This window comes from Pseudomonas sp. rhizo25 (assembly GCF_031931935.1).
Classification (GTDB): Bacteria; Pseudomonadota; Gammaproteobacteria; order Pseudomonadales; family Pseudomonadaceae; genus Aquipseudomonas; species Aquipseudomonas synxantha.
This window is the reverse complement of record NZ_JAUJXA010000026.1, coordinates 1-22,045: the sequence shown is the minus strand read 5'-3', so window position 1 is coordinate 22,045 and position 22,045 is coordinate 1. Positions and strand designations below refer to the sequence as shown.

Annotated in this window: 20 protein-coding genes and 1 pseudogene; 15 read left to right on the top strand and 6 right to left on the bottom strand. The window is 60.6% G+C overall.

Features of this window, described 5'->3' with window-relative positions; all coding sequences use genetic code 11:
* Positions 1-62: 62 nt before the first annotated feature.
* Positions 63-335 carry a DUF1652 domain-containing protein gene (locus tag QZR30_RS27025; RefSeq protein ID WP_046071990.1) on the top strand — a complete coding sequence of 91 codons (273 nt, stop codon included), beginning with the start codon at positions 63-65 and terminating at the stop codon, positions 333-335.
* A gap of 38 nt (positions 336-373) precedes the next feature.
* Here QZR30_RS27025 and QZR30_RS27020 read toward each other — a convergent pair whose 3' ends face one another.
* Both QZR30_RS27020 and QZR30_RS27015 read right to left on the bottom strand, forming a co-directional pair.
* Complete coding sequence (locus QZR30_RS27020) at positions 374-682, bottom strand: RcnB family protein (RefSeq protein ID WP_046071989.1); 309 nt, start codon at positions 680-682, stop codon at positions 374-376.
* Positions 683-785: 103 nt separating this feature from the next.
* Complete coding sequence (locus QZR30_RS27015) at positions 786-1,196, bottom strand: nuclear transport factor 2 family protein (RefSeq protein ID WP_311904685.1); 411 nt, start codon at positions 1,194-1,196, stop codon at positions 786-788.
* On the opposite strand from QZR30_RS27015, the gene QZR30_RS27010 reads away from it, so the two are divergent.
* The 4 genes from QZR30_RS27010 (at position 1,195) to QZR30_RS26995 (ending at position 6,239) form a co-directional block, all read left to right on the top strand.
* On the top strand, positions 1,195-1,752 hold the full coding sequence (locus tag QZR30_RS27010; protein ID WP_046071987.1) for a helix-turn-helix domain-containing protein: 558 nt from the start codon (positions 1,195-1,197) through the stop codon (positions 1,750-1,752). The genes QZR30_RS27015 and QZR30_RS27010 overlap by 2 nt on opposite strands.
* Positions 1,753-1,763: 11 nt before the next feature.
* A complete protein-coding gene (locus tag QZR30_RS27005) occupies positions 1,764-3,110 on the top strand; it encodes a glutamine synthetase family protein (RefSeq protein WP_046071986.1) in 1,347 nt (448 codons plus the stop codon).
* 21 nt (positions 3,111-3,131) lie between these two features.
* On the top strand, positions 3,132-4,232 hold the full coding sequence (locus QZR30_RS27000; protein WP_311904684.1) for a DNA alkylation repair protein: 1,101 nt from the start codon (positions 3,132-3,134) through the stop codon (positions 4,230-4,232).
* Between the two features lie 147 nt (positions 4,233-4,379).
* Complete coding sequence (locus QZR30_RS26995) at positions 4,380-6,239, top strand: DUF3857 domain-containing transglutaminase family protein (RefSeq protein WP_311904683.1); 1,860 nt, start codon at positions 4,380-4,382, stop codon at positions 6,237-6,239.
* Between the two features lie 60 nt (positions 6,240-6,299).
* Here QZR30_RS26995 and QZR30_RS26990 read toward each other — a convergent pair whose 3' ends face one another.
* On the bottom strand, positions 6,300-7,193 hold the full coding sequence (locus tag QZR30_RS26990; protein ID WP_311904682.1) for a LysR family transcriptional regulator: 894 nt from the start codon (positions 7,191-7,193) through the stop codon (positions 6,300-6,302).
* Between the two features lie 129 nt (positions 7,194-7,322).
* On the opposite strand from QZR30_RS26990, the gene QZR30_RS26985 reads away from it, so the two are divergent.
* From QZR30_RS26985 to QZR30_RS26960, 6 genes are all read left to right on the top strand, one after another.
* Positions 7,323-8,990: a GMC family oxidoreductase gene (locus QZR30_RS26985; protein ID WP_311904681.1), complete on the top strand. Its 1,668-nt coding sequence runs from the start codon at positions 7,323-7,325 to the stop codon at positions 8,988-8,990.
* 114 nt (positions 8,991-9,104) lie between these two features.
* Positions 9,105-10,727 (top strand): MFS transporter, encoded by a 1,623-nt coding sequence (locus QZR30_RS26980; protein ID WP_311904680.1) that lies wholly within the window; start codon positions 9,105-9,107, stop codon positions 10,725-10,727.
* A 240-nt stretch (positions 10,728-10,967) separates the two neighbouring features.
* Positions 10,968-12,917, top strand: a complete 1,950-nt coding sequence (locus QZR30_RS26975) for a DNA topoisomerase III (protein ID WP_311904679.1) — start codon at positions 10,968-10,970, stop codon at positions 12,915-12,917.
* 129 nt (positions 12,918-13,046) lie between these two features.
* Entirely contained in the window at positions 13,047-13,487 is a 441-nt protein-coding gene (locus QZR30_RS26970) for a CBS domain-containing protein (protein ID WP_003190337.1), read from the top strand.
* 8 nt (positions 13,488-13,495) lie between these two features.
* Complete coding sequence (locus tag QZR30_RS26965) at positions 13,496-14,338, top strand: NAD-dependent protein deacetylase (RefSeq protein ID WP_311904677.1); 843 nt, start codon at positions 13,496-13,498, stop codon at positions 14,336-14,338.
* Positions 14,339-14,910: 572 nt separating this feature from the next.
* Positions 14,911-15,240: a hypothetical protein gene (locus QZR30_RS26960; RefSeq protein ID WP_046071979.1), complete on the top strand. Its 330-nt coding sequence runs from the start codon at positions 14,911-14,913 to the stop codon at positions 15,238-15,240.
* A 63-nt stretch (positions 15,241-15,303) separates the two neighbouring features.
* On the opposite strand, the gene QZR30_RS26955 is transcribed toward QZR30_RS26960, so the two are convergent.
* Positions 15,304-16,206 carry a LysR family transcriptional regulator gene (locus tag QZR30_RS26955; RefSeq protein ID WP_046071978.1) on the bottom strand — a complete coding sequence of 301 codons (903 nt, stop codon included), beginning with the start codon at positions 16,204-16,206 and terminating at the stop codon, positions 15,304-15,306.
* 133 nt (positions 16,207-16,339) lie between these two features.
* Between QZR30_RS26955 and QZR30_RS26950 the strand changes: the two genes are divergently transcribed.
* Genes QZR30_RS26950 through QZR30_RS26940 form a run of 3 tightly spaced genes read left to right on the top strand, consistent with a single transcriptional unit; the run spans position 16,340 to position 18,922 of the window.
* Positions 16,340-17,038: a CoA transferase subunit A gene (locus tag QZR30_RS26950; protein WP_046071977.1), complete on the top strand. Its 699-nt coding sequence runs from the start codon at positions 16,340-16,342 to the stop codon at positions 17,036-17,038.
* Positions 17,039-17,069: 31 nt separating this feature from the next.
* Positions 17,070-17,729, top strand: a complete 660-nt coding sequence (locus tag QZR30_RS26945; protein ID WP_311904676.1) for a CoA transferase subunit B — start codon at positions 17,070-17,072, stop codon at positions 17,727-17,729.
* 11 nt (positions 17,730-17,740) lie between these two features.
* Positions 17,741-18,922, top strand: coding sequence for an acetyl-CoA C-acetyltransferase (locus QZR30_RS26940; RefSeq protein WP_311904675.1), 1,182 nt, complete (start codon positions 17,741-17,743; stop codon positions 18,920-18,922).
* A gap of 225 nt (positions 18,923-19,147) precedes the next feature.
* Here QZR30_RS26940 and QZR30_RS26935 read toward each other — a convergent pair whose 3' ends face one another.
* Complete coding sequence (locus tag QZR30_RS26935; RefSeq protein WP_311904673.1) at positions 19,148-19,570, bottom strand: PaaI family thioesterase; 423 nt, start codon at positions 19,568-19,570, stop codon at positions 19,148-19,150.
* A 105-nt stretch (positions 19,571-19,675) separates the two neighbouring features.
* Complete coding sequence (locus QZR30_RS26930; protein ID WP_311904672.1) at positions 19,676-20,761, bottom strand: DUF1615 domain-containing protein; 1,086 nt, start codon at positions 20,759-20,761, stop codon at positions 19,676-19,678.
* Positions 20,762-20,998: 237 nt separating this feature from the next.
* Here QZR30_RS26930 and QZR30_RS26925 point away from each other — a divergent pair.
* Positions 20,999-22,045: pseudogene (locus QZR30_RS26925) on the top strand (type IV secretion protein Rhs); the annotation flags it as partial.

The following is a 22,045-nucleotide window of genomic DNA, read 5'->3' as shown; positions in this document are numbered from 1 at the left end:
ATTGAGCGGCGGTGCAATCAATAACCTTCAAGGGATCGTACTTTTGCCTTGAAGGAACCCGCATGTTTACCCTCTCCCAACTGCGCAACTGCATCGAAGAAGGCCTGTCACCGCTGACGTGCGAATTCACCTTGTGCCGGGATGCGTCATTGACCCTCAAGGTCTACGACGCCGAGACCGGCCGGGTCGACCTGGTGGTCACCGGCATCAGCACTAACCGCCTGCAGACCCCACAAGAAGTGGAAAAGATGGTGGATGAGCTGCGTTACGAGCTGCAGAGCAACAACGTCGGCAAGCTCACCCTCGATGATTTGCCTTCATCGACGCGGCTATGAAATAGAACACCTGCAAAGCAGCAGGTGGTGGTGGTGGATTATTTCTTCACCGGGGTGATCTCAAGGATCGTGCCGTTGGTGGTCTTGAGCAGCACGAACTTGTCGCCTACCCGCGCCCACTGATTATCATCCCCCGGAGCCTTCAGACCGCGCTTTTTCCAATCGCTGACCGCTGACTCCTTGCGCATCAGCATATCCGGGGCGCGGTCACCTTCTTTCAGGTCCCGGGCATTGATGTTTGAAGGTTGCACGGTTTCCTGGGGTGTATCACCGGCCTGCACGACAAAGCTGGCGGTGGACAGGCCGGCGGCGACCAGCAGGCAGGCGGCTAGGGTTTTAGACTTCATGGGTGCTCCTTCAATTAATGGTGCGTACCCAGTGTCCGACCGCAACGACACAGAATCATTCAGCCTGCTCACCTTGCAGCAAGCGCCTACCACAAGGCAGGAGTCACTGCGCAGGTGTGCCTTGGTGAAAGACCATCCGCCACTGCCCTTGCTCTTCGCGCCACACCGAACTGCGCAATGAACTCCCTACGCCTTGGCGATGACCGCGATAGGTCACCAGCGCCACGTTGGTGCTGAGCATTTTCAGCGCAAATTCAGTCATGCGCCGCTCGGAAAACACCTCATCCTGCAACCCGGCAATCACCTCGGCCTTGCTACCCCAGACAGTGCCACTGGCACCAAACTCAACGAAATCATCCGCAAGCAGTTGCCCCAGCCGGTGTGCATCAGAGCGCGTCGTACACGCCTGAAGCTCCTGTTCCAGCGCGAATAAATGCGCTTCAAGTTCCATCACCGTTGCCTCCGTGAAATTAATCCTGTAATTTTTCATGAAATTATCCGATACAAATTTCATGACCCCACAAGAAGAACTCGCCACCCTCGCAGCGCTGATCCACGACCTGCGCAAACACAAGAAGCTCACCCTGGCCCAACTCGCGCAAAAAATCGAGCGGTCGGTGGGTTTCCTATCCCAGGTCGAACGCGGCCTGTCGCGTCCGACCGTGGCCGACTTGACTGCCATCAGCCACGCCCTTGACGTACCGACCACCTATTTCTACAGCCTGCCTAAACCCAAGGCCGTGGACTGGGTCACCCGCCCTAACGAGCGGCGCACGGTGTATTACGCCAATGGCATCACCGACATCCTGGTGTCGCCGAGCATGAACGGCGCGTTTTCGATGCTCGATAGCCTGTTGGCCCCCGGCGCCAACAGCGGCGAACAAAGCATGAGTGACCGCGCCGAACAGGCCGGCTTTGTGCTGGAAGGCGAGTTGACCCTGTGGGTGGACGGTGAGGCCGACCCGGTCACCCTCGGCCCCGGCGACAGCTTCCACCTGGCCAGTTTCGCCCACTGCCGCTACGCCAACCTGACCGACCTGCCCGCCCGCGTCCTGTGGGTCTACAACTAGGAGCTGCACCCGTGAAAAGCCATTCCTCCACGTTGCTGGCCGAAGTACGGAGCTTTCGCCAGAACCATCCCGACGTGCGCTATGTCGACCTGATCGCCCTGGACATCCCCGGGCATTTCTACGGCAAGCGCTACCCGGTGGAGATGCTTGAGAAAGTTGCCGCCGGCAGCCCGTTGAAGCTGCCACAGAACGCCGTGTTGCTGGGGGCCCAGGGTGGGTTGTTCAAGATTGGCGACTACTGCTTCAACGATGGTGACCCCGATGCCAACCGGCGACTGGTGCCCGGTACGCTCAAGCCGGTGAGCTGGGAGTCGCAGCCATTGGGGCAAATGCTCATCACCTCGGACGGCACCGAGGCACCGATCGAGTTCGAACCCCGCGAAGTCCTGGCCAAGGTGCTGGAACGCTTGCAGCACAAGGGCATTCACCCGGTAGTAGCGTTTGAACTGGAGTTCTACCTGTTCGATAAAAAGCTCGACAACGGCCTGCCACAATTTGCCCGCGATCCGCTGAGCGATGACGCCGACGACCAGCCCAACCTGCATATCGAACGGCTTTCGCGTTTCAGCGAAGTGCTGGACGACATGGCGCAAACCGCCAAGGCCCAGGGCATCGACATCACGGTGATCACCGCCGAAATCGGTCCCGGCCAGTTCGAGATCAATTTCGGCCACTGCGACGATGGCCTGCGCGCCGCCGACTGGGCCGCCCTGTTCTGCCGCAGCACCCGTGGCGTGGCGCTCAAGCACGGTTACCGCGCCAGCTTCATGGCCAAACCCTACCTGCAATTTCCCGGCAGCGGCATGCACGTGCATGTCAGCCTTTACGACGCGGCGGGCAATAACCTGCTCGCGGCTCATCAACAGCAGGCGTTGCGCCATGCGGTGGCCGGCTGCCTGGAGTTGCTGCCCCACTGCATGCCAATCTTCTCGCCCAACCACAACGCCTTCCGTCGCCTGGGTGGCACCGTCAACGCCGCGACACGGGCCAGCTGGGGCTTTGAAGACCGTGACGCCTGCGTGCGCATTCCCGAATCTGACCCGCGCAACCTGCGTATCGAACACCGCTTGGCCAGCGCCGATGCCAACCCCTATCTGGTACTGGCAGCGATTCTGGCGGGGCTGGAGCATGGGCTCGAAGCCAAGCGTGAACCCATAGCGCCGCTGAACGAGGACCGCAGCAGCGGCACCGACTTCCCGGTGGAAATGCTCGATGCCGTGCGCGCCATGCAGCATCAACCGCTATTGCGCGATAAGCTGGGCGCAGAATTTGTCGATGTGTATTGCGAAAACAAACGCCAGGATCACCTGGCCTTTCAGCAGGAAATCCATGCGCGGGAATACCGCTGGTTTCTCTGACTCAACCCCACGGAAGCACCGATGACCGACCAAAGCGCCCCGGCCCTCAAGGAACTCTTCAACGTCGAACGCCTGCAACATATCGCCTCCGAGATGAGCGCGGTGTACCCGGCGTTCGACGCCAAGGGCTTTCTCACGCACGCCACAGCCGGACTGGCCGAGCTGTCGGTGATGCAGCGCATGGCGCGGGTCAGCGAGAGCCTGCACGCGGTGATCCCCCTGGATTACGCGCAAACCCTCAAGCTCCTTCACGCCTTGGCGCCGCGTATCAACAGTGGTTTTGTCAGTCTGTTTTTGCCGCACTATGTGGCGAGCTATGGCCTAGGTGACTTCAAGCGTTCCATGGCGGCGCTGAAATTTTTCACCACCTTTGGCTCGGCCGAGTTCGCCATTCGCCATTTCTTGCTGCACGACTTCGAGCGCACGTTGGCGGTGATGCAGCAATGGTCGCTGGATGCCAACGAACACGTACGCCGCCTGGCCAGCGAAGGCTCTCGCCCTCGCCTGCCCTGGTCGTTTCGCCTGGCCAACGTGCAAGCCAACCCCCAGCTGTGTGCGTCGGTCCTGGATAACCTCAAGGCCGACAGCAGCCTCTACGTGCGCAAGTCGGTGGCCAACCACCTCAATGACATCACCAAGGACCATCCGGGCTGGGTGCTCAGCCTGATCGAAGGCTGGGACCTGGACAACCCGCACACTGCCTGGATCGCCCGCCATGCGCTGCGCAGTCTGATCAAGCAAGGCAACACCCGCGCACTGACGATCATGGGCGCCGGGGCCAAGGCCGAGGTGACGATTGATCAGTTGAGTGTCACCCCGGCAGCGATCCGCTTGGGCGAGCGCATCAATCTGTCGTTCAACCTGGCATCCACCGCACCCCACGCGCAAAAACTGGTGGTGGATTACGCTATCGACTACGTCAAAAGTGCTGGCCATAGCGCGTCCAAAGTGTTCAAGCTCAAAGCCTTTACCTTGGGCGCAGGCGCGCGGCAGCGCATCAACCGCGAGCAACACATCCGCGAATTGACCACGCGCAAGCACTATCCCGGCATACATCGGGTGCATGTCTTGATCAACGGCGAGCGCCTCGCCAGCGCGCAATTCGAACTGCTAAAACCTTGATCTGAATCAAACAAAAGGCTCTAGCACGGGCCTTTCAGCCGGATAAATTGTCGAACAATCCTGGCTTTCACCGTTGAGATCCATTATCATCCGGCGCCTTCTCGCTACCCGCAGGGTAGTTGTTTCAATGTGTCACCCGAGGCGCCCATGTACCGTTTTTCGTTTCACCGCCCTTTGATCGCGATCAGCCTGGGGCTGGTCAGCCATTCTGTTTGTGCTGCACTGCAGCCCATGGCCGAAGCTCCGCTGGCCAGCGACACCGAGCTGCACTGCCACTTCAACCGCGACGCCAGCACCGACTGCACCACCACCGAGCACTACACCATCCTCAAGCCCAGCGGCCGCGAAATGCTCTCGCGCATCGACTTCGATTACTCCGAAGGTGACACCTTCAAAGTGATCAGCGCGCAGTCCACCCAGCCTGGCGCCAAGCCGGTGGCCCTGGCCGACACGCAAATTGACACGCGCACCGCACCCAACCCGGACCAGGGCTTCGGCCGCGACAAGCAAACCTCCCTGGCCTTCCCCAACCTGCGGGTGGGCACACAGATCCGCTACACCGTACGCGAGCACTACCCAGCCAAGCCGCTGGTGACCCAGTTCCACTATGTGCTCAAATTCGGCCCCCGCGCGGTCCGCCGCGATCGCTTCAAGGCGCGCTTCACCGCCGAACGGCCGATCCAATGGCGCAGTGAGATGCTCGACGGTTTCAAGGTCACTCCTTCGAGCAACGGCAAGACCCTGGATGTGGTGCTCAAAGCGCCGATCTTCGTCAACTACATCAATGAATCTTCCGCCGCCGGATTGCTGCGCATTCCACGTCTGGAAGTGGGCAGCGCGGTGGATCGCCAAGCCTATTTCGGTGATTTTGCCCAGCGCTACAACCAGATCCTCGGTGCCAGCCTGCCGGCGCAAGCCGCCGCCGCCGTGACCGCCGCACGCAGCTTGGCACCGGCCGAACAAGTGGCTGCGCTGATGCAGCACATCAATGATCACTACCGCTACCTGGGTGACTGGCGCGCCACCGAGCGTGGCTACGTGCCATTTAGCCTGGCGGAAATCGAGCAGCACGGTTACGGCGACTGCAAAGACCTGGCAACCCTGCTGACCGCCATGCTCAAGGCCAGTGGCATCAAGGCCGAGACCGCATGGGTGAGCCGTGGCGATGTAGCAGCCGCCTTGCTGATCCCTGGCCCCCAGGCGCCAAACCACGCCATCGTGCGTGCCGAAGTGGATGGGCAAGTGTGGTGGCTCGACCCCACCAACCCGGTCTTCGCCCCCGGCCAGACCATGCCCGATATCCAGGACCGCTGGGTGCTGGTCAACGATGCCCAGGGCCAGGTGCGCGAAGAACATATCCCGCTGGAGCGCCCCGAGGTCGTGGTGCGCCTGGACAAACATGTGCAGTTCGGTAAGGAAGGCGATGGCGCTGTCGAGGCCACCGTGACCTTCAGCCGCCTGTGGCTGATGCAATTGAGCGCCGCCGACCGCCGACAAGGCGCCACCGCCACCGACCAAGACATCTGCGCCAACTTCGGCAATGACATCAGCGGCTGCCAGATCACCCGTGAACCCACCGGTTTTGTGGTGCATGACGGCTACAGCGTCACCGCACGGATGAACGACCAGCGGGCCCTGGAAAAACTGGCCAATGACTACGTCTACACCGACCCGTCGTTGAAAGACCGCTGGGAGGGCTACATCAACTATCGCCGCCACGGACAACAGGCCGACCTCTACCTGGGTAACCCTGAAACCTATGACTACACCTACACCCTCGCGGGCGGGCGCATGGAAAAAGCCATCCCCGGCTGCAAGGTACGCTCGCCATGGTACGACCTCGACCTGGAAGGGAAACTGGAGGAGGGTTCGCTGCGGTATCACTCTCGCCTGAGCCAGAAGAAGCGCTGGCTGACCCATGAGGAAGTGGCCAGTGATGCGTTCGGCAAGATGATTGACGAGGCTCGGGCGTGTGCCGAGCAGGTGCATCAAGTCGTGAAGCTCTAAAGTTAAACTCAGATCAAATGTGGGAGGGGGCAAGCCCCCTCCCACATTTTCCCCGTTCCGTCAGTGGGATTCGCCGAGCAGCAAACCCTGCTCCCGGGCACACAACTCCACCACATAATCCCACAACACCCGCAACCGCACCGACTTGTGCAGCTCCCGGCGCGAGCTGATCCAGTAGCTGCGCTGGATGCTCTCCCCCGGCAGCAATGGCACCAAGTCCGCATCGCCAGCCGCCATGAAGCACGGCAGCACGGCAATGCCCAACCCAGAACGCGCCGCCTGGTGCTGGGCAATGACGCTGGTGCTGTGGAACACCACCTTGGGGTTACGGCAGAAGCTGCTGAGAAATTTCAGTTCCTGGCTGAACAGCAAATCATCCACGTAATCGATCCAGGCATGGGCCGCGAGGTCTTCGCGTTTTTCGATGGGCGGGTTGCGCGCAAGGTAAGCGCGGCTGGCATATAGCGCGAGGCGGTAGTCGGTGAGTTTGCGCGTCACCAGTTGATCGACGCTGGGGCGTTCCAAGTGGATGCTGATCTCCGCTTCGCGGTTGAGGATGCTGACAAAGCGCGGCACCGCGACCAGCTCCACTTCCAAACCCGGGTAACGTTCGAACAATCCACCCATGCGGCTCGCAAGGAACATCACGCCCAGGCCTTCGGCGACACCGAGGCGGATCTTGCCCAGGGGCGCAGCGGAGTGGGTAAGTTCGTCTTCGGCCAGCAGCGCCAGGTTTTCCATGGCTTCGGCATGCTTGAGCAGCGCTTCGCCGGAAGGCGTCAGCTCATAACCCTGGGCATGCTGCACGAACAGCGCAGTACCGAGGCTTTTCTCGATAGCCTCGATATGCCGGGCCACGGTGGCATGCGTGGTCTTCAAGCGTTGCGCGGCGGTGAGCAGGCGGCCACTGCGCTGCAACTCGAGAAAAAACCGCAGGTCATTCCAGTCGAACATGTCGCCTCCCTTGCCTGAACCCGGCCTACGCTGTTTAAAAACGCACAGCAGCTGGGTAAAAACTAACATTTTTAAGACGAAAACTAACAACTAGGATGGGGGCAATAAGAAAAACAAGCGAGACCCCAGATGCCCATTGCAACTGCTGAATACGATTACATCGTGGTCGGCGCCGGCCCCGCCGGTTGCCTGCTGGCCAATCGTCTGTCCGCCAACCCCGCCCACCGCGTCCTGCTGCTGGAAGCCGGTGGCCGCGACAATTACCCTTGGATCCACATTCCAGTCGGTTACCTGTTCTGCATTGGTAACCCGCGTACCGACTGGTGCTTCAAGACCGAAGCCCAGGCCGGCCTGCAAGGGCGCGCCTTGAGTTACCCAAGGGGCAAGGTGCTCGGCGGCTGCTCGTCAATCAACGGCATGATCTACATGCGCGGCCAGGCCCAGGACTACGACGGCTGGGCGGCGGCAGGCAACACCGGCTGGGCCTGGAAGGACGTTCTGCCGCTGTTCAAGCACAGCGAAAACCACTTTGCCGGCGGTTCTGAATTCCACAGCGATGGCGGCGAGTGGCGTGTCGAACAACAGCGCCTGTCGTGGCCGATCCTCGATGCGTTTCGTGAAGCGGCAGCCCAGAGCGGCATCGCCAATATCAATGACTTCAACCAGGGCGATAACGAGGGTTGCGGCTACTTCCAGGTCAATCAAAAGGCCGGTGTGCGCTGGAATGCGGCCAAGGCATTTCTCAAGCCAGTCCGCCAGCGGCCCAACCTGACCGTGTTGACTGACGTGGAAGTTGACCGGGTGCTGCTGGAAAATGGCCGCGCGTCGCAGGTGCTGGGCCGTCAACACGGCCAGCCGCTAAGCTGGAAAGCACGCAAGGAAATCGTACTGTGCGCTGGCGCCGTCGGCTCGCCGGGCATTCTGCAACGTTCGGGGATCGGCCCCGCCAATGTGCTTAAACCACTGGGCATTGGCGTAGTGCATGAATTGCCTGGGGTCGGCGGCAACCTGCAGGATCACCTGCAACTGCGACTGATCTACAAGCTGGAAAATGCCCGCACTCTCAACCAGATTGCCGGCACGCTGTGGGGCAAAATGGGCATGGGCCTGCGCTACCTGTATGACCGTAGCGGCCCGTTGTCCATGGCGCCGAGCCAACTGGGCGCGTTTGCTCGCTCCGGTCCGGAGCAGACCTCGGCCAACCTTGAATACCATGTGCAGCCGCTATCCCTGGAGCGCTTTGGCGAGCCGTTGCACGGCTTCCCGGCGTTTACCGCATCGGTCTGCGACCTGCGCCCGCAAAGCCGCGGCCGCGTGGATATTCACTCGGCCAATCCGGCGGATGCGCCGCTGATACAACCCAATTACCTCAGCCATCCCGAGGACCTGCGCGTGGCCGCCGACGCCATCCGCCTGACCCGACGCATCGTCGCCGCACCGGCCCTGAGCCAGTTCAAACCGGTGGAATACCTGCCCGGCGACGCGCTGCAAACCGAAGAACAACTGCACGAAGCCGCTGCCCGTATCGGCACCACCATCTTCCATCCGGTTGGCACCTGCCGCATGGGCAATGACCAGGACGCCGTGGTCGATAGCCAACTGCGCGTGCACGGCATTCCCGGCCTGCGCGTTGCCGATGCGTCGATCATGCCGCGCATCACCTCCGGCAATACCTGCTCACCCACGCTGATGATCGCGGAGAAGGCCGCGCAGCTGATCCTTTCACCGACTACTGTAGGAGCGAGCTTGCTCGCGAAAAACCCACCAGCACCGCGCACTACAGGGCACCCCGCGTAACACTTGACGATTTTCGCGAGCAAGCTCGCTCCTACATGGAAATTGAGAAATAGCGGCGCTGAGGCTGGCGCCGACAGTGGAACAACAATAAATAATCACTGTGAGGGACACCCGATGTCAGAACATGCTCAACCCCTGGGCTCGGCGGCCAGAGCAAGCACCGCCAAAGAATCAAGAAAGGTCATTTTCGCCTCGTCCCTGGGGACGGTGTTCGAGTGGTATGACTTTTTCCTCTATGGCGCCCTGGCGGCGGTGATCAGCAAGCAGTTCTTCGCCGGGGTCAACGACACTACGGCGTTTATCTTCGCCTTGATGGCCTTTGCCGCAGGCTTTGTGGTGCGGCCATTCGGTGCGTTGGTGTTCGGCCGCCTGGGCGACATGATCGGGCGCAAGTACACCTTCCTCGTCACCATTATCCTGATGGGCGTGGCGACCTTCTGCGTCGGGCTGCTACCCACCTACGCCAGCATCGGTATCGCCGCGCCGATCATCCTGATCGTGCTGCGCATGCTGCAGGGCCTGGCTCTGGGCGGCGAATACGGTGGCGCGGCCACCTATGTGGCCGAGCACGCGCCGCCGGGCAAGCGCGGGCTGCATACCAGCTGGATTCAATCCACCGCCACCCTCGGCCTGTTGCTGTCGTTGCTGGTGGTGCTGGCCTGTCGTTACTTCACGGGCGATCAGTTTGAAGTGTGGGGCTGGCGCATTCCGTTCCTGTTTTCCATCGTGCTGCTGGGCATCTCGACCTGGATCCGCATGAGCCTGCACGAGTCGCCGGCCTTCTTGAAAATGAAAGAGGAAGGCAAGGCCAGCAAGGCGCCGATCCGTGAGTCATTCGGTAAATGGGAAAATCTCAAGGTGGTGCTGATCGCACTGTTCAGCATTAACGGCGGGCAGGCCGTGACCTTTTACGCGGCGCAATTCTATGTGTTGTTCTTCCTCACCCAGTTCCTGAAGATGGACCCTGCCCTGGCCAATATGCTGCTGATCATCAGCGTGGTAATTGGTGCACCGTTCTTTATCCTGTTTGGCTGGCTGTCAGACAAAGTCGGGCGTAAACCAGTGCTGATGCTTGGCCTGCTGCTGGCGACCGCGCTGTACTTCCCGATCTTCAAGGGCCTGGCGCACTACACCAACCCGGCGATGGACCAGGCCAGCCGTCAAGCCCCGATTACCGTACTGGCCGACCCGGCCACCTGCACCTTCCAGTTCGACCCGGTGGGCAAGGCACGTTTTGACAGCCCGTGCGACAAGGTCAAGACCTTCCTGGTCAAACAGGGCCTGCCCTATAGCAGCGCCGCCGCCCCAGCGGGCAGCCCGGTGCAGGTGAGCGTGGGCGATGTGCGTATCGACGGCTTTGATGAGGCGGCCCTGCGTGGCGCAGTGGCCCTGGCTGGCTACCCCACATCGGCGGACGTGGCCCAGGTCAACAAGGTCATGGTAGTGGTGCTGATCGTCGTGCTGATCCTGATCGCGGCCATGTGCTACGGGCCATTGGCGGCGCTGATGGTGGAGCTGTTTCCAACACGCATCCGCTACACCTCGATGTCCCTACCCTACCATATCGGCAACGGCTGGTTTGGCGGGTTCCTGCCGACGGTATCGTTTGCCCTGGTGGTGTACACCGGCGATATCTTCTATGGCCTGTGGTACCCAGTGGTGGTGACGGGGGTTAGCCTGGTTGTCGGGTTGTTCTGTCTTAAAGAAACCCGGCATGTAGATATCGATAACAACTGAGTTCGTTTGAACATTGGAGATCCCCTGTGGGAGGGGCGGTGCGACGATTCGACTTGCTCCCGATAGCAGTGGTTCAGTCAATATCTTCATGGCTGACACACCGCAATCGGGAGCAAGCCCCCTCCCACATTCGGTTGTTGTTGCTCACACATATTGCTGTACATCCATACAGATAATGGTTGCTCAAATCCCTCTGACTGAGCATCCTGCAAGGCATCAATCCAATCTGATGGGATGACCATGCGGCTGTACCTCTGTGAAAAACCCTCCCAGGCCAAGGATATCGCGGCCGTGCTCGGCGCCAGCCGCCGCGGCGACGGTTGCTGGCTGGGCAATGGGGTCACCGTCACCTGGTGCATCGGCCACCTGCTGGAAACCGCTCCGCCTGACGCCTACGACGCCAAGTACAAACGCTGGGTGCTGGCCGACCTGCCGATCGTGCCGGAAAAATGGAAGATGCTGGTCAAGCCCAAGACCGCCAGCCAATACAAGGCCGTCAAGCGCTTGCTGGGGGAAGCCCAGGAGTTGGTAATTGCTACCGATGCCGACCGCGAAGGCGAGATGATCGCCCGCGAACTGGTGGAGCATTGCCGCTATCGCGGGCCGATCCAGCGCTTGTGGCTGTCGGCACTGGACGACGCCTCCATTCGCAAGGCTTTGGCTGCGCTCAAGCCCGGTGCAGAAACCTTCAGCCTGTATCATTCGGCGCTGGGCCGCTCCCGCGCCGACTGGCTGATCGGCATGAACATGAGCCGCCTATTTACCCTGCTGGGGCGCCAATCCGGTTACCAGGGCGTATTGCCGGTAGGCCGGGTGCAAACCCCGACCCTGCGCCTGGTGGTGGACCGCGACCGCAGCATCGCCGATTTCGTGCCGGTGGCGTATTGGGCTATCGATGTGGACCTGCGCCACGAGCGCATGATCTTCACTGCCCAGTGGCGCGCCCATGACGATGCCTGCGACGATCAGGGCCGCTGCCTTAACCCGCAATTGGCGCGGGACGCCGCCGACGCCATGCTTAATGCCGCCACTGCGCGGCTGGTGAAGCTGCGCACCGAACGCATGCGCGAAGTGGCGCCCCTGCCCTTCGACCTCGGCACGCTGCAGGAAATCTGCTCGAAGAAGCTCGGCCTGGGCGCTCAGGAAACCCTGGATATCGCCCAGTCCCTCTACGAAACCCATAAGGTCATCACCTACCCGCGCAGCGATTGCGGCTACCTGCCGCTGAGCCAGCACAGTGAAGCACCGAAGATTCTCGCGGCCCTGGGCCGTGCGGATGCGGCAGTCAACGAGCTGATGCCGCATATCGACCCCCAGCGCCGCTCGCGGGCCTGGAATGACGCCAAGGTCAGCGCCCACCACGGCATCATCCCCACCGGGGCGGGCAAGGATTTAAGCCAACTGACCGGCAAGCACCGTGCGGTCTATACCCTGATACGTGCGCGCTACCTGGCGCAGTTCCTGCCCAACCATGAATATGACCGCACCCAGGCGGACTTCGACTGTGCGGGCCAGGCATTGCGCGCGGTAGGCAAAGTCATTATCGAGTCAGGCTGGAAACGCGCATTGCCCGAAGCCCTGGCCCCCGCCAAAGGCCGAGAAGCGCCCGCGCCACAGGCCTTGCCGACACTGGTGCAGGGCCAGGACTACGCCGTAGCCAAAGTCAATCTCAAGGACTTGTGGACCCAACCGCCCAAACCCTTTACCGAAGGCGACCTGATCAAGGCGATGAAAAACGTCGCCAAGCTGGTGGAAGACCCATTGCTCAAGCAAAAGCTCAAGGACACCACCGGCATCGGCACCGAAGCCACCCGCGCCGGGATCATCCAGGGCTTGCTCGACCGTGGTTACCTGGTGAAGAACGGCAAGGCCCTGTCGGCCACCCCGGCGGCGTTCAGCCTGATCGACGCAGTACCCCGCGCCATCGCCGACCCAGGCACCACCGCCATCTGGGAGCAGGCGCTGGACATGGTGCAAAGCGGCGAAATGAGCCTTGAGGAATTCGTCGCCAAGCAAGCGGCGTGGATGAGCAAGCAGGTGGCGCGCTGCAACGGCATGCGCATGACCATCACTGGCCCAGCCAGCCCCGCAGGCCGAGGCGCCACACCCTGGAAGAAGAAACGCAAGAGCGCCCCACGTAAGACGGCAGCCAGCCCCAAGCGGGCGAAAAAACCGACAACGGCGGGGTAATACCGGAAAAAATCCGGCAAATGACGTTTTTCGACGGGTTTAACGCCGCTTTGGGTCTTGCCCTGCCGTGGGCCGTCTAGGATTCTGTAGGGGATCTGGACTACCTACAACAACACCGGAGTGGCCGCCATGAAGACCGTCGCACAATTGCTTAAAGCCAAGGACCAAAAAAACCAGGACGTCCACACGATCAAATGGGATCACACCGTCTTTGAAGCCTTGGTCCGGATGTCGGAAAAAAACGTCGGGGCTCTGCCGGTGGTCAAGGATGACGTGGTGGTAGGCATCATCAGTGAACGTGATTACGCGCGCAAAATCATGCTCAAGGGCCTGTCGTCGGTCACCACCAAGGTCCATGAGGTGATGAGTTCGCCAGTCATAACGGTAGACACCCATAAAAGTGTCGAGGAATGCATGAACATCATGACCGACAGTCACCTGCGTCACCTGCCGGTGGTCGAAGACGGCAAACTGCTTGGCCTGCTGTCCATCGGCGACCTGGTCAAGGAAGCCATTGCCGAACAAGCAGCCTTGATCCAGCAGTTGGAGCAGTACATCCGCGGCGAATAGGGGAACCCATGCTCGACACCTTGGTACATCAGGAAGACCACCTCGACACCCTGCACCGGGCCATGGCCGGACGACACTTTGTGGTGCTGACCGGTGCAGGGATCAGCACCTCGTCGGGCATCCCTGATTACCGCGACAGTGAGGGTGTGCGCCGCGGCAAGGCCCCAATGATGTACCAGGAATTCCTCGCCACCCCAGAGGCGCGGCGCCGTTACTGGGCGCGGGCGATGCTGGGTTGGCCGCGGGTGCGCATTGCCCAGCCAAACAAGGCCCACCGGGCGCTGGCGACGCTGCAACAGCGCGAGCTGATCAGTGGGCTGATCACGCAAAACGTCGACACCCTGCATGACCAGGCCGGCAGCCACGATGTGATTGAGCTGCATGGCAGCCTGCATCGGGTGCTGTGCCTGGATTGCCAACTGCGCAGCGCACGTGATGGGATCCAGCGGCAGATGGAGGTCGATAACCCGCACATGGCACAAGTCCATGCCGTGCAGGCGCCGGATGGCGACAGCTTGCTCGACACCGCGCTCGAACAGCGCTTCCAGGTGCCCCGCTGCCCCCATTGCAATGGCGAACGTCTCAAACCTGACGTGGTGTTCTTTGGCGAGAACGTTGCACCGGCAACTGCGCTTAAGGCGATGACGGCGGTAGACCATGCTGACGGTTTGCTGGTGGTGGGGTCGTCGCTGATGGCCTATTCGGCGTTCCGCTTGTGCAAGGCGATGGTCGAACAGGGTAAGCCGGTGATTGCGATCAACCTGGGCAAGACCCGAGGGGACGAACTGCTGCAGGTTAAAATCCAGGCCTCCTGCGAGCAGCTACTGCCGTTGCTTGTCGAACGAATGTAGGAGCGAGCTTGCTCGCGAAAAACCTGAGCGCACCGCGTGGGTGTCAGGTGTTCCGAGTCATCGTTGACGATTTTCGCGAGCAAGCTCGCTCCTACAGGGAGTTAAACGCTCGACCAGCAACTCCAAAAATGACGCCCAAGTCACGTTTTTCCGCATTCTCCCGCCCCCACAACGATTTATGTAGTGAGCAAAAATAATCACTACATAATCGTTGACGTACGCTTTTTGTCCTTGCATGATCTAAACGTCTCCCGGATCGGGAGCGTTGGTAACAAGCGTTTTGAACAGGCTCGTCTGACCGCCGAGCTGTTTTTCCGGATGTGCACTGCCCACAAGGCGGATTGATGAAGCTGACCAGCCCCGAAAGGGACAGGTACAAGGAGCCTGAACGCTGCTTGTCTTCGTTATGAAAGCATTGCGTAGCAGTTCATCAGCAAGACTACATGCATCAGGCTCAAGACCCTGCCCGTATTCGGCAGACCGTCACTGACGCCCGGTTTTCCGAACCGGAGACAACTAAAGCGTTTTAACGAATCAATTGATAGATCGCCAACTGGTCAAGGGGCTTACACATGAATCTGAACAACCAACCAACTATTGATGAATTGGCTGAGATGTTCGCAGCGCAGAAAGACACACTCGACGACCATATCCTGTGGATTGGCAAATCTGGCGAAGTGCAAATTGACTGCCTGGCTCCCAACACCAAAGAGGCCGAGTTCGACCGCAATAACCGTGAGCTGGCGGCGCGCCTGAAGATGTATCGCCGAGGCCAGGGTTATGTCGGCAAGAAAGCCGCGGCCGACCGCAATTTTATCGAGCAGGTGTTCGATACCCTTAACAATGCCTGGGCATCTTTCAAGGATAACTCGCAGGTTAAAGTGATCGATCGCTACTACTAATAAGCATCACTCGATCAAGTGTGGGAGTTGGCTTGCCAGCTCCCACACTTTTTTGTGACCTGTTCAAAAAGTTGGAAACCTGCCCTTCCTCGCCTCATCGCAAAAGATATCAAACAATACTTGGGCCGCTGCCGATAGTTCATGCCCGGGCTTGGTCAATACTCCTATCGGCCGCTCGATCACCGGGCCGCTCAAAGTAATGCAATGGGCCCCCGCTTCCTCCATTTGCCGTGCACATAACGCCGGCACTGCGCTGACCCCCAAGCCACTGGCAACCATCTTGCCCACCGTCGCCAGTTGATGGCTTTCCAACGCCACGGGCAGCTTCATTTGCAAAGCACCCAAGTGATCTTCCAGCATCACCCGCACTGTAGATGGCCGCTGCAAGGTAATGAACGGATGCTCCAACAGGGTTTTCCAATCGACTTCAGCGCATTGCGCCAAGGGCGAATCACCCGGCACCACGGCAATAAAGCGGTCCAGGTACAGCGGCGTGAAGGCCAATGACGAACCTTCGGACGGCTCGAATGCCACGCCCAGCTCGACTTGCCGATCACGCACCATCTCCAGCACTTGCTCGTTGATCAAGTCATGCACCGTCACATTCACCTGGGGGTAACGTGCGCGGAATATCTTCAGGATCGGCGGTAACAGGTTGCCGGCGAACGATGGCATCGCCGCTACCGTTACCCGCCCCCGTTGCAGCGTGAATCGCTGGCGCAGTTCGTCCTCGGCATTGTCCCAGTCAGCAATCAATCGACGTGCCAGGGGCAACAGCGATTCACCTTCGGGGGTTAGCGCGACATTGCGTGTGTTACGGCTGAATAAGCGGCCACCCAAGCCCTCCTCCAGCCCCTTGATCGTCAGGCTCAGCGCCGATTGAGAAAGGTGCAGGCGCTCGCAGGCCGCGGCAAAGCTCAGGCTCTGGGCCACAGCGAGAAAGGCACGCATCTGTTTAACGGTCATGGGGCTGCTCCGGACGAAGGATCGACTATGCTGTTTTCTAAATCAATCAACCTTAAAAAACAACTTAACAAATCAATCCATCAGCGCAACACTCGGTTCACTGGCTGGACCACAAACAATAAAAGAGGTGCATATGGCAGGTTTCGATAAACGCGTGGAGTCCTATGAAGAAGCGCTGGCAGGCCTGGAAGATGGCATGACCGTGCTCTCCGGCGGTTTTGGCCTGTGTGGCATTCCGGAAAACCTCATCGCCGAAATCAAGCGCAAAGGCACCCGCGACCTCACGGTGGTTTCCAACAACTGCGGCGTCGATGGCTTCGGCCTGGGTGTGCTGCTGGAAGAAAAACAGATCAGCAAAGTGATCGCCTCCTATGTAGGTGAAAACGCCTTGTTCGAAAAGCAGCTGCTCAGCGGCGAAATCGAAGTGGTGCTCACTCCCCAAGGTACCCTGGCGGAAAAAATGCGCGCAGGCGGCGCCGGTATCCCGGCCTTCTTCACCGCCACCGGCGTCGGCACCCCGGTTGCCGAAGGCAAGGAAACCCGCGAATTCAATGGCCGCCCCTACTTGATGGAAGAATCCATCACCGGCGATTTTGCCATCGTCAAAGGCTGGAAGGCCGACCACTTCGGCAACGTCATCTACCGCCACACCGCGCAGAACTTCAACCCGCTGGCCGCCACCGCCGGCAAGATCACCGTGGTCGAAGTCGAGGAAATCGTCGAACCGGGCGAGCTGGACCCGGCGCAGATCCACACCCCTGGCATCTACGTCGACCGGATCATTTGCGGCACCTTCGAGAAGCGCATCGAACAGCGCACCGTCCGCAAATAATCCACGTCCAGAACAATAAGAGGAAATCACCATGGCGCTTACCCGCGAACAAATGGCTCAACGCGTCGCCCGCGAAATGCAGGACGGCTATTACGTAAACCTGGGCATCGGCATTCCGACCCTGGTGGCCAACTACATCCCCGACGGCATGGAAGTGATGCTGCAATCGGAAAACGGCCTGCTCGGCATGGGGCCGTTTCCTACCGAAGACACTATCGATGCCGACATGATCAACGCCGGCAAGCAAACCGTCACTGCGCGCATCGGCGCGTCAATCTTCTCCTCTGCCGAGTCCTTCGCGATGATTCGCGGCGGGCATGTCGACCTCACCGTGCTCGGCGCATTTGAAGTGGACGTACAAGGCAACATCGCCTCGTGGATGATCCCCGGCAAGCTGGTCAAGGGCATGGGCGGCGCCATGGACCTGGTGGCCGGCGCGGAAAATATCATCGTGATCATGACCCACGCATCCAAGGACGGTGAGTCCAAATTGCTCAGCCTGTGCAGCCTGCCTCTGACTGGCGCGAACTGCATCAAGCGTGTACTGACGGACCTTGCGTACCTGGAAATCGAAAATGGCGCTTTTGTCCTCAAGGAACGCGCACCTGGCGTCAGCGTTGAAGAGATTGTGAGCAAGACCGCCGGTAAACTGATCGTCCCGGACCACGTTCCAGAAATGCACTTCCAGTGAGGACAGATTCCATGCAAGACGTCGTGATTGTTGCTGCCACCCGCACCGCCGTGGGCAGCTTCCAAGGTTCGCTGGCGAGCATTCCGGCCCCGGAACTGGGCGCCGCGGTGATCCGCCGCCTGCTGGAACAGACCGGCCTGGACCCGGTCGAAGTCGATGAAGTGATCCTCGGTCAGGTGCTCACCGCAGGTTCAGGCCAGAACCCGGCGCGCCAGGCTTCGATCCTCGCCGGCCTGCCCCATGCCGTGCCGAGCCTGACCCTGAACAAGGTCTGCGGCTCGGGCCTCAAGGCCCTGCACCTGGGCGCCCAGGCCATTCGTTGCGGCGACGCCGAGGTGATCATTGCCGGCGGCATGGAAAACATGAGCCTGGCCCCGTACGTATTGCCCGCCGCGCGCACCGGTTTGCGCATGGGCCATGCAAAGATGATCGACAGCATGATCACCGACGGCCTGTGGGATGCGTTCAACGATTACCACATGGGTATCACCGCCGAGAACCTGGTGGACAAGTACGGCATCAGCCGTGAAGCCCAAGACGCCTTCGCCGCCGCCTCCCAGCAAAAAGCCGCCGCCGCTATTGAGGCCGGACGTTTTGCCGACGAGATCACCCCGATCCTGATTCCCCAGCGCAAAGGCGACCCGGTGGCTTTCGCGGTGGACGAACAACCCCGCGCCGGTACCACGGCCGAATCCCTGGCCAAGCTCAAGCCGGCGTTCAAGAAAGACGGCAGCGTCACCGCCGGCAACGCCTCCAGCCTCAACGACGGCGCCGCCGCCGTGCTGCTGATGAGCGCCGACAAAGCCCGCGCCCTCGGCTTGCCAGTACTGGCGCGTATCGCCAGCTACGCCAATGCGGGCGTGGACCCGGCCATCATGGGCATCGGTCCGGTATCGGCCACCCGCCGCTGCCTGGACAAGGCCGGCTGGCAGTTGGCAGACCTGGACCTGATCGAAGCCAACGAAGCCTTCGCTGCGCAATCTTTGGCAGTGGGCAAAGAGCTGGAATGGGACGCCGATAAAGTCAACGTCAACGGCGGCGCGATCGCCATCGGCCACCCGATTGGCGCCTCAGGTTGCCGCGTGCTGGTGACCCTGCTGCATGAAATGATCAAGCGCGACGCCAAGAAAGGTTTGGCGACGCTGTGCATCGGCGGCGGCCAAGGCGTGGCCCTGGCGCTCGAACGCAGCTGACCTGTAGGAGCGAGCTTGCTCGCGAAAATCGTCAACGATCACGCAGCGCTCCTGTTAGAACGTGTTGCCTGCGAGTTCTTCGCGAGCAAGCTCGCTCCTACAGGTGAGACATAACGAGCAATACAGAAAAGGCCTGGCTCCACGAAAAGCCACGCCTTTTCTTTTATCGATACCCCTGAATGAACTCGGTCAAAATGTGTGGCTTGCCTGCTCCCACATTCGATCTCATTGCCTGTCACTTTGTGGCACCGCAAACACCGCACTCGCCCGCAGCACAACGCGCTCATCCACTTGCAAACTCAGGGTGGCAAACGCCATGTGCCTCCCGCGCTTATGGCTGTCCAAGCGTACCACCATCCACTCCCCTACCTGCACGGCACCCAGGTAATCCAAGGTCATGCTGGCGGTAATCAACGGTAACGGCGGCTCGCTGGAAAACGCCATGGCGTAACCCATGCCGATATCCGCCAGGGTTGCCAGCACCCCACCGTGCACCGTACCGCGCCCATTGGCGTGACGGTTATCGGCGCGCAGGCCGACTTCAAGCTGCAAGCCTTCGCCCCGGCAGTACGCCGGGCCGAGCAGGTCCAGTAATGGGCTGCTGCGAGGTAATGGAACAAAGCCTTGAGGAATGGCATGGGTGGTCATGGCGGCTCTTCCTGCGAACGAGCGTTAAGGTGTACGCCAAGCGTCACGCAGCCGCCATTACCATCATCCGCGCAAATTCCCCGCCATGCGTGGCGAGTTGCTGCGTCAGCGTTTCATGCAGCGCTGATAGCGCTCATCCACGCGCTTGGCGAACCATGCCGTGGTCAGGTTGCGGGTGATCTTCGGGCTCTTGAGCACAATGCCCGGCAGGATCGCCCGTGGCAGCGGCTTGCCCGCGGCCTGATCGGCCAGGCTGAAGACGCGCTTGTATAACGTGGTGTCCTCGAAGTCCAACTGGTCGCCATGCTCCAACTGGCTGCGGATGCTCGGGTTGCGCATATCCAGCTTCGCCCCCAGTGAGCGCACCGCCAGTTCGGTGGTGCCGGGCAGCAGGGAGCCATAGCGGATCAAGTCCCCATCCAGCGCCAGCTCTTTGCCCGTCACGCGGCTGACCGCGGCCTGGAACGCAGCATTGCGGCTGGCGTACCAACCGGCATTGAAATCGGCAAAGCGGTACAGCGGCTGGTCGTAGCTCACCGGGTAGCCGAGCAAATGGGCGATGCCGAAGTACATACCACCGCGACGGGTGAAGACTTCGCGGCGAATCGTGCCGTCCACCGTGTAGGGATAACCCCGCGCCTGCTTTTGTGCGAAGTCGATACTGACCTGCATCGGGCCTGCGGTGTGCACCGGGTTGAAGCCGCCAAACAGCGTATTGCCCAGGGGCACCATGCTGATGAAGTCATCGAAGATCGCGCTCAGGTCCTTCTCGGTGCGGGCGGCATTCAAGCGGTCGGCATAGGTCTTGCCAGTGGGCGAACGCAATTGCAACGCGCTGCGTACCACGAACGCGGGCACATGCACCTTGCCGGCACGGCGCAGGATTTCATCCTGGGCGATCTTGCCCATGCCGGGCACTGGTGGGTCGACCTGAAAAGTGGACTCCTGCTCGGTCACCGCCAGTACGGCGCAGATGTTTTCAGTGCTGGGGTAGATCTTTTGGGTGTCGAAGGCGGTGTAGATGTCCTGGGCCCAACCGTTGCGGTCCGCCACCTTGGCCGGCAGCAGGCGCACGATCTGCGCCTTCACCTCGGCTTCACTGCGCTCAGGCTGCTGCGGGCCGCGTGAAGTGGAACAACCGGCGAGCACCAGCAAAGGCATGAGGCAGAGGAGCAGACGGCTTGAATACATGGGGCTTCCTTGATGAACGACGGGCCGGACAGTGCAGATATCGACAGGTAAGTCTAACCGGGGTTCGTCGGTGTGCAGAACCGGCTGCCTGGTCGTAGCTGAAACATCCCACATAACTGCCGGATAAGCTCTACCCCCCTGCCCCGGGAACCGCTGCAAAGTTCCTCGCCTGATTGAACAGTGCGAGGGATTGCAGATGGCTTTTTTCGTTAGAGCCCCGGTTGTCGGGGCTGTTGCTTGAACCCGGCCATCGGCAGGCTGGCCCTGACCCCGATGGATGTGCAGACGCCCAACGCTGAGGGGGTTCTGCGCGATTTCCGCGATTGCCTGAATACGTTTGACGCCTGGGCCGAGAGTTTCTGGAGCTTCTCGGCGCTGGATGTGGAGCAGGTGTTCAAGGTCGGGGATGAAGTGGCGCTCGTTGCACCGATCAACCGTTCCCTGCTTCCCAGCAGCACCGTCGCCACATGCCCGGCCAGCGGGACGCTGACCCTGGTGCATATGTTCCAGAGCACCCGGTTCGTACCTGTCGGCAACACGCCGGTGATGTTGCAACGCGTTGATCCAAACGGCGGCGCACTGGGCGACCCCATCCACAAGACCATCGGCCCGAGCGGCATTCTCGAGATCAACGAGTGTGATCGCAACCAGCAATATCGGGTCAGTTTTTACCCCAACGTTTCCCGCGATCACGTCAAGGCGCTGTATGCGTCTTATCAGTCAGTCATCGGCGGGCTGGAAGTGCGTCTGCGTGAAACGTGGGACAGCAGGTTCCAGGCGCAGTGGAAGGGCTACACGGACGCGACACCGCTTGACCGACGTCAGTTGCTGGAAACGGCGTTTCTCAGTGGTATGGGCAAGGCGCTTTACAGCCTGTGGGACAACGTTACCCAGCTGTACGACCTGTTGGCCGATCTCAAGCCCAACAGCGAGAAGCTGCTGCAATACCTGTCTCAAGCGCAATTGGATGAGCTGTTGACGCTGGGTACAGACGCGATTGCCCAGGGCCTGCTGGTGCTCAGTGATGAGCCACTGTTGTTTATCTACGTGGCGGCGATGGTCAGCTGGATGCGCATGTTGCCGCCGCCGGACATGAGTGAGCTGTGGGGCGAAATCACCGGTGAGGTACTGATCGGGTTGCTGCTGATTCGCGTCTTGGGGGCGATGGGCGTGGCGGCGCGGTTGGGGGCTCAGGTGCTCAGCCCTATCAGGTCCGGGCGAGCGCGGGCGTTGTTGGAGATGCTGGCCAAGCAGCTTGTGGGGCCGGGTTTGGGGCCGCATGTG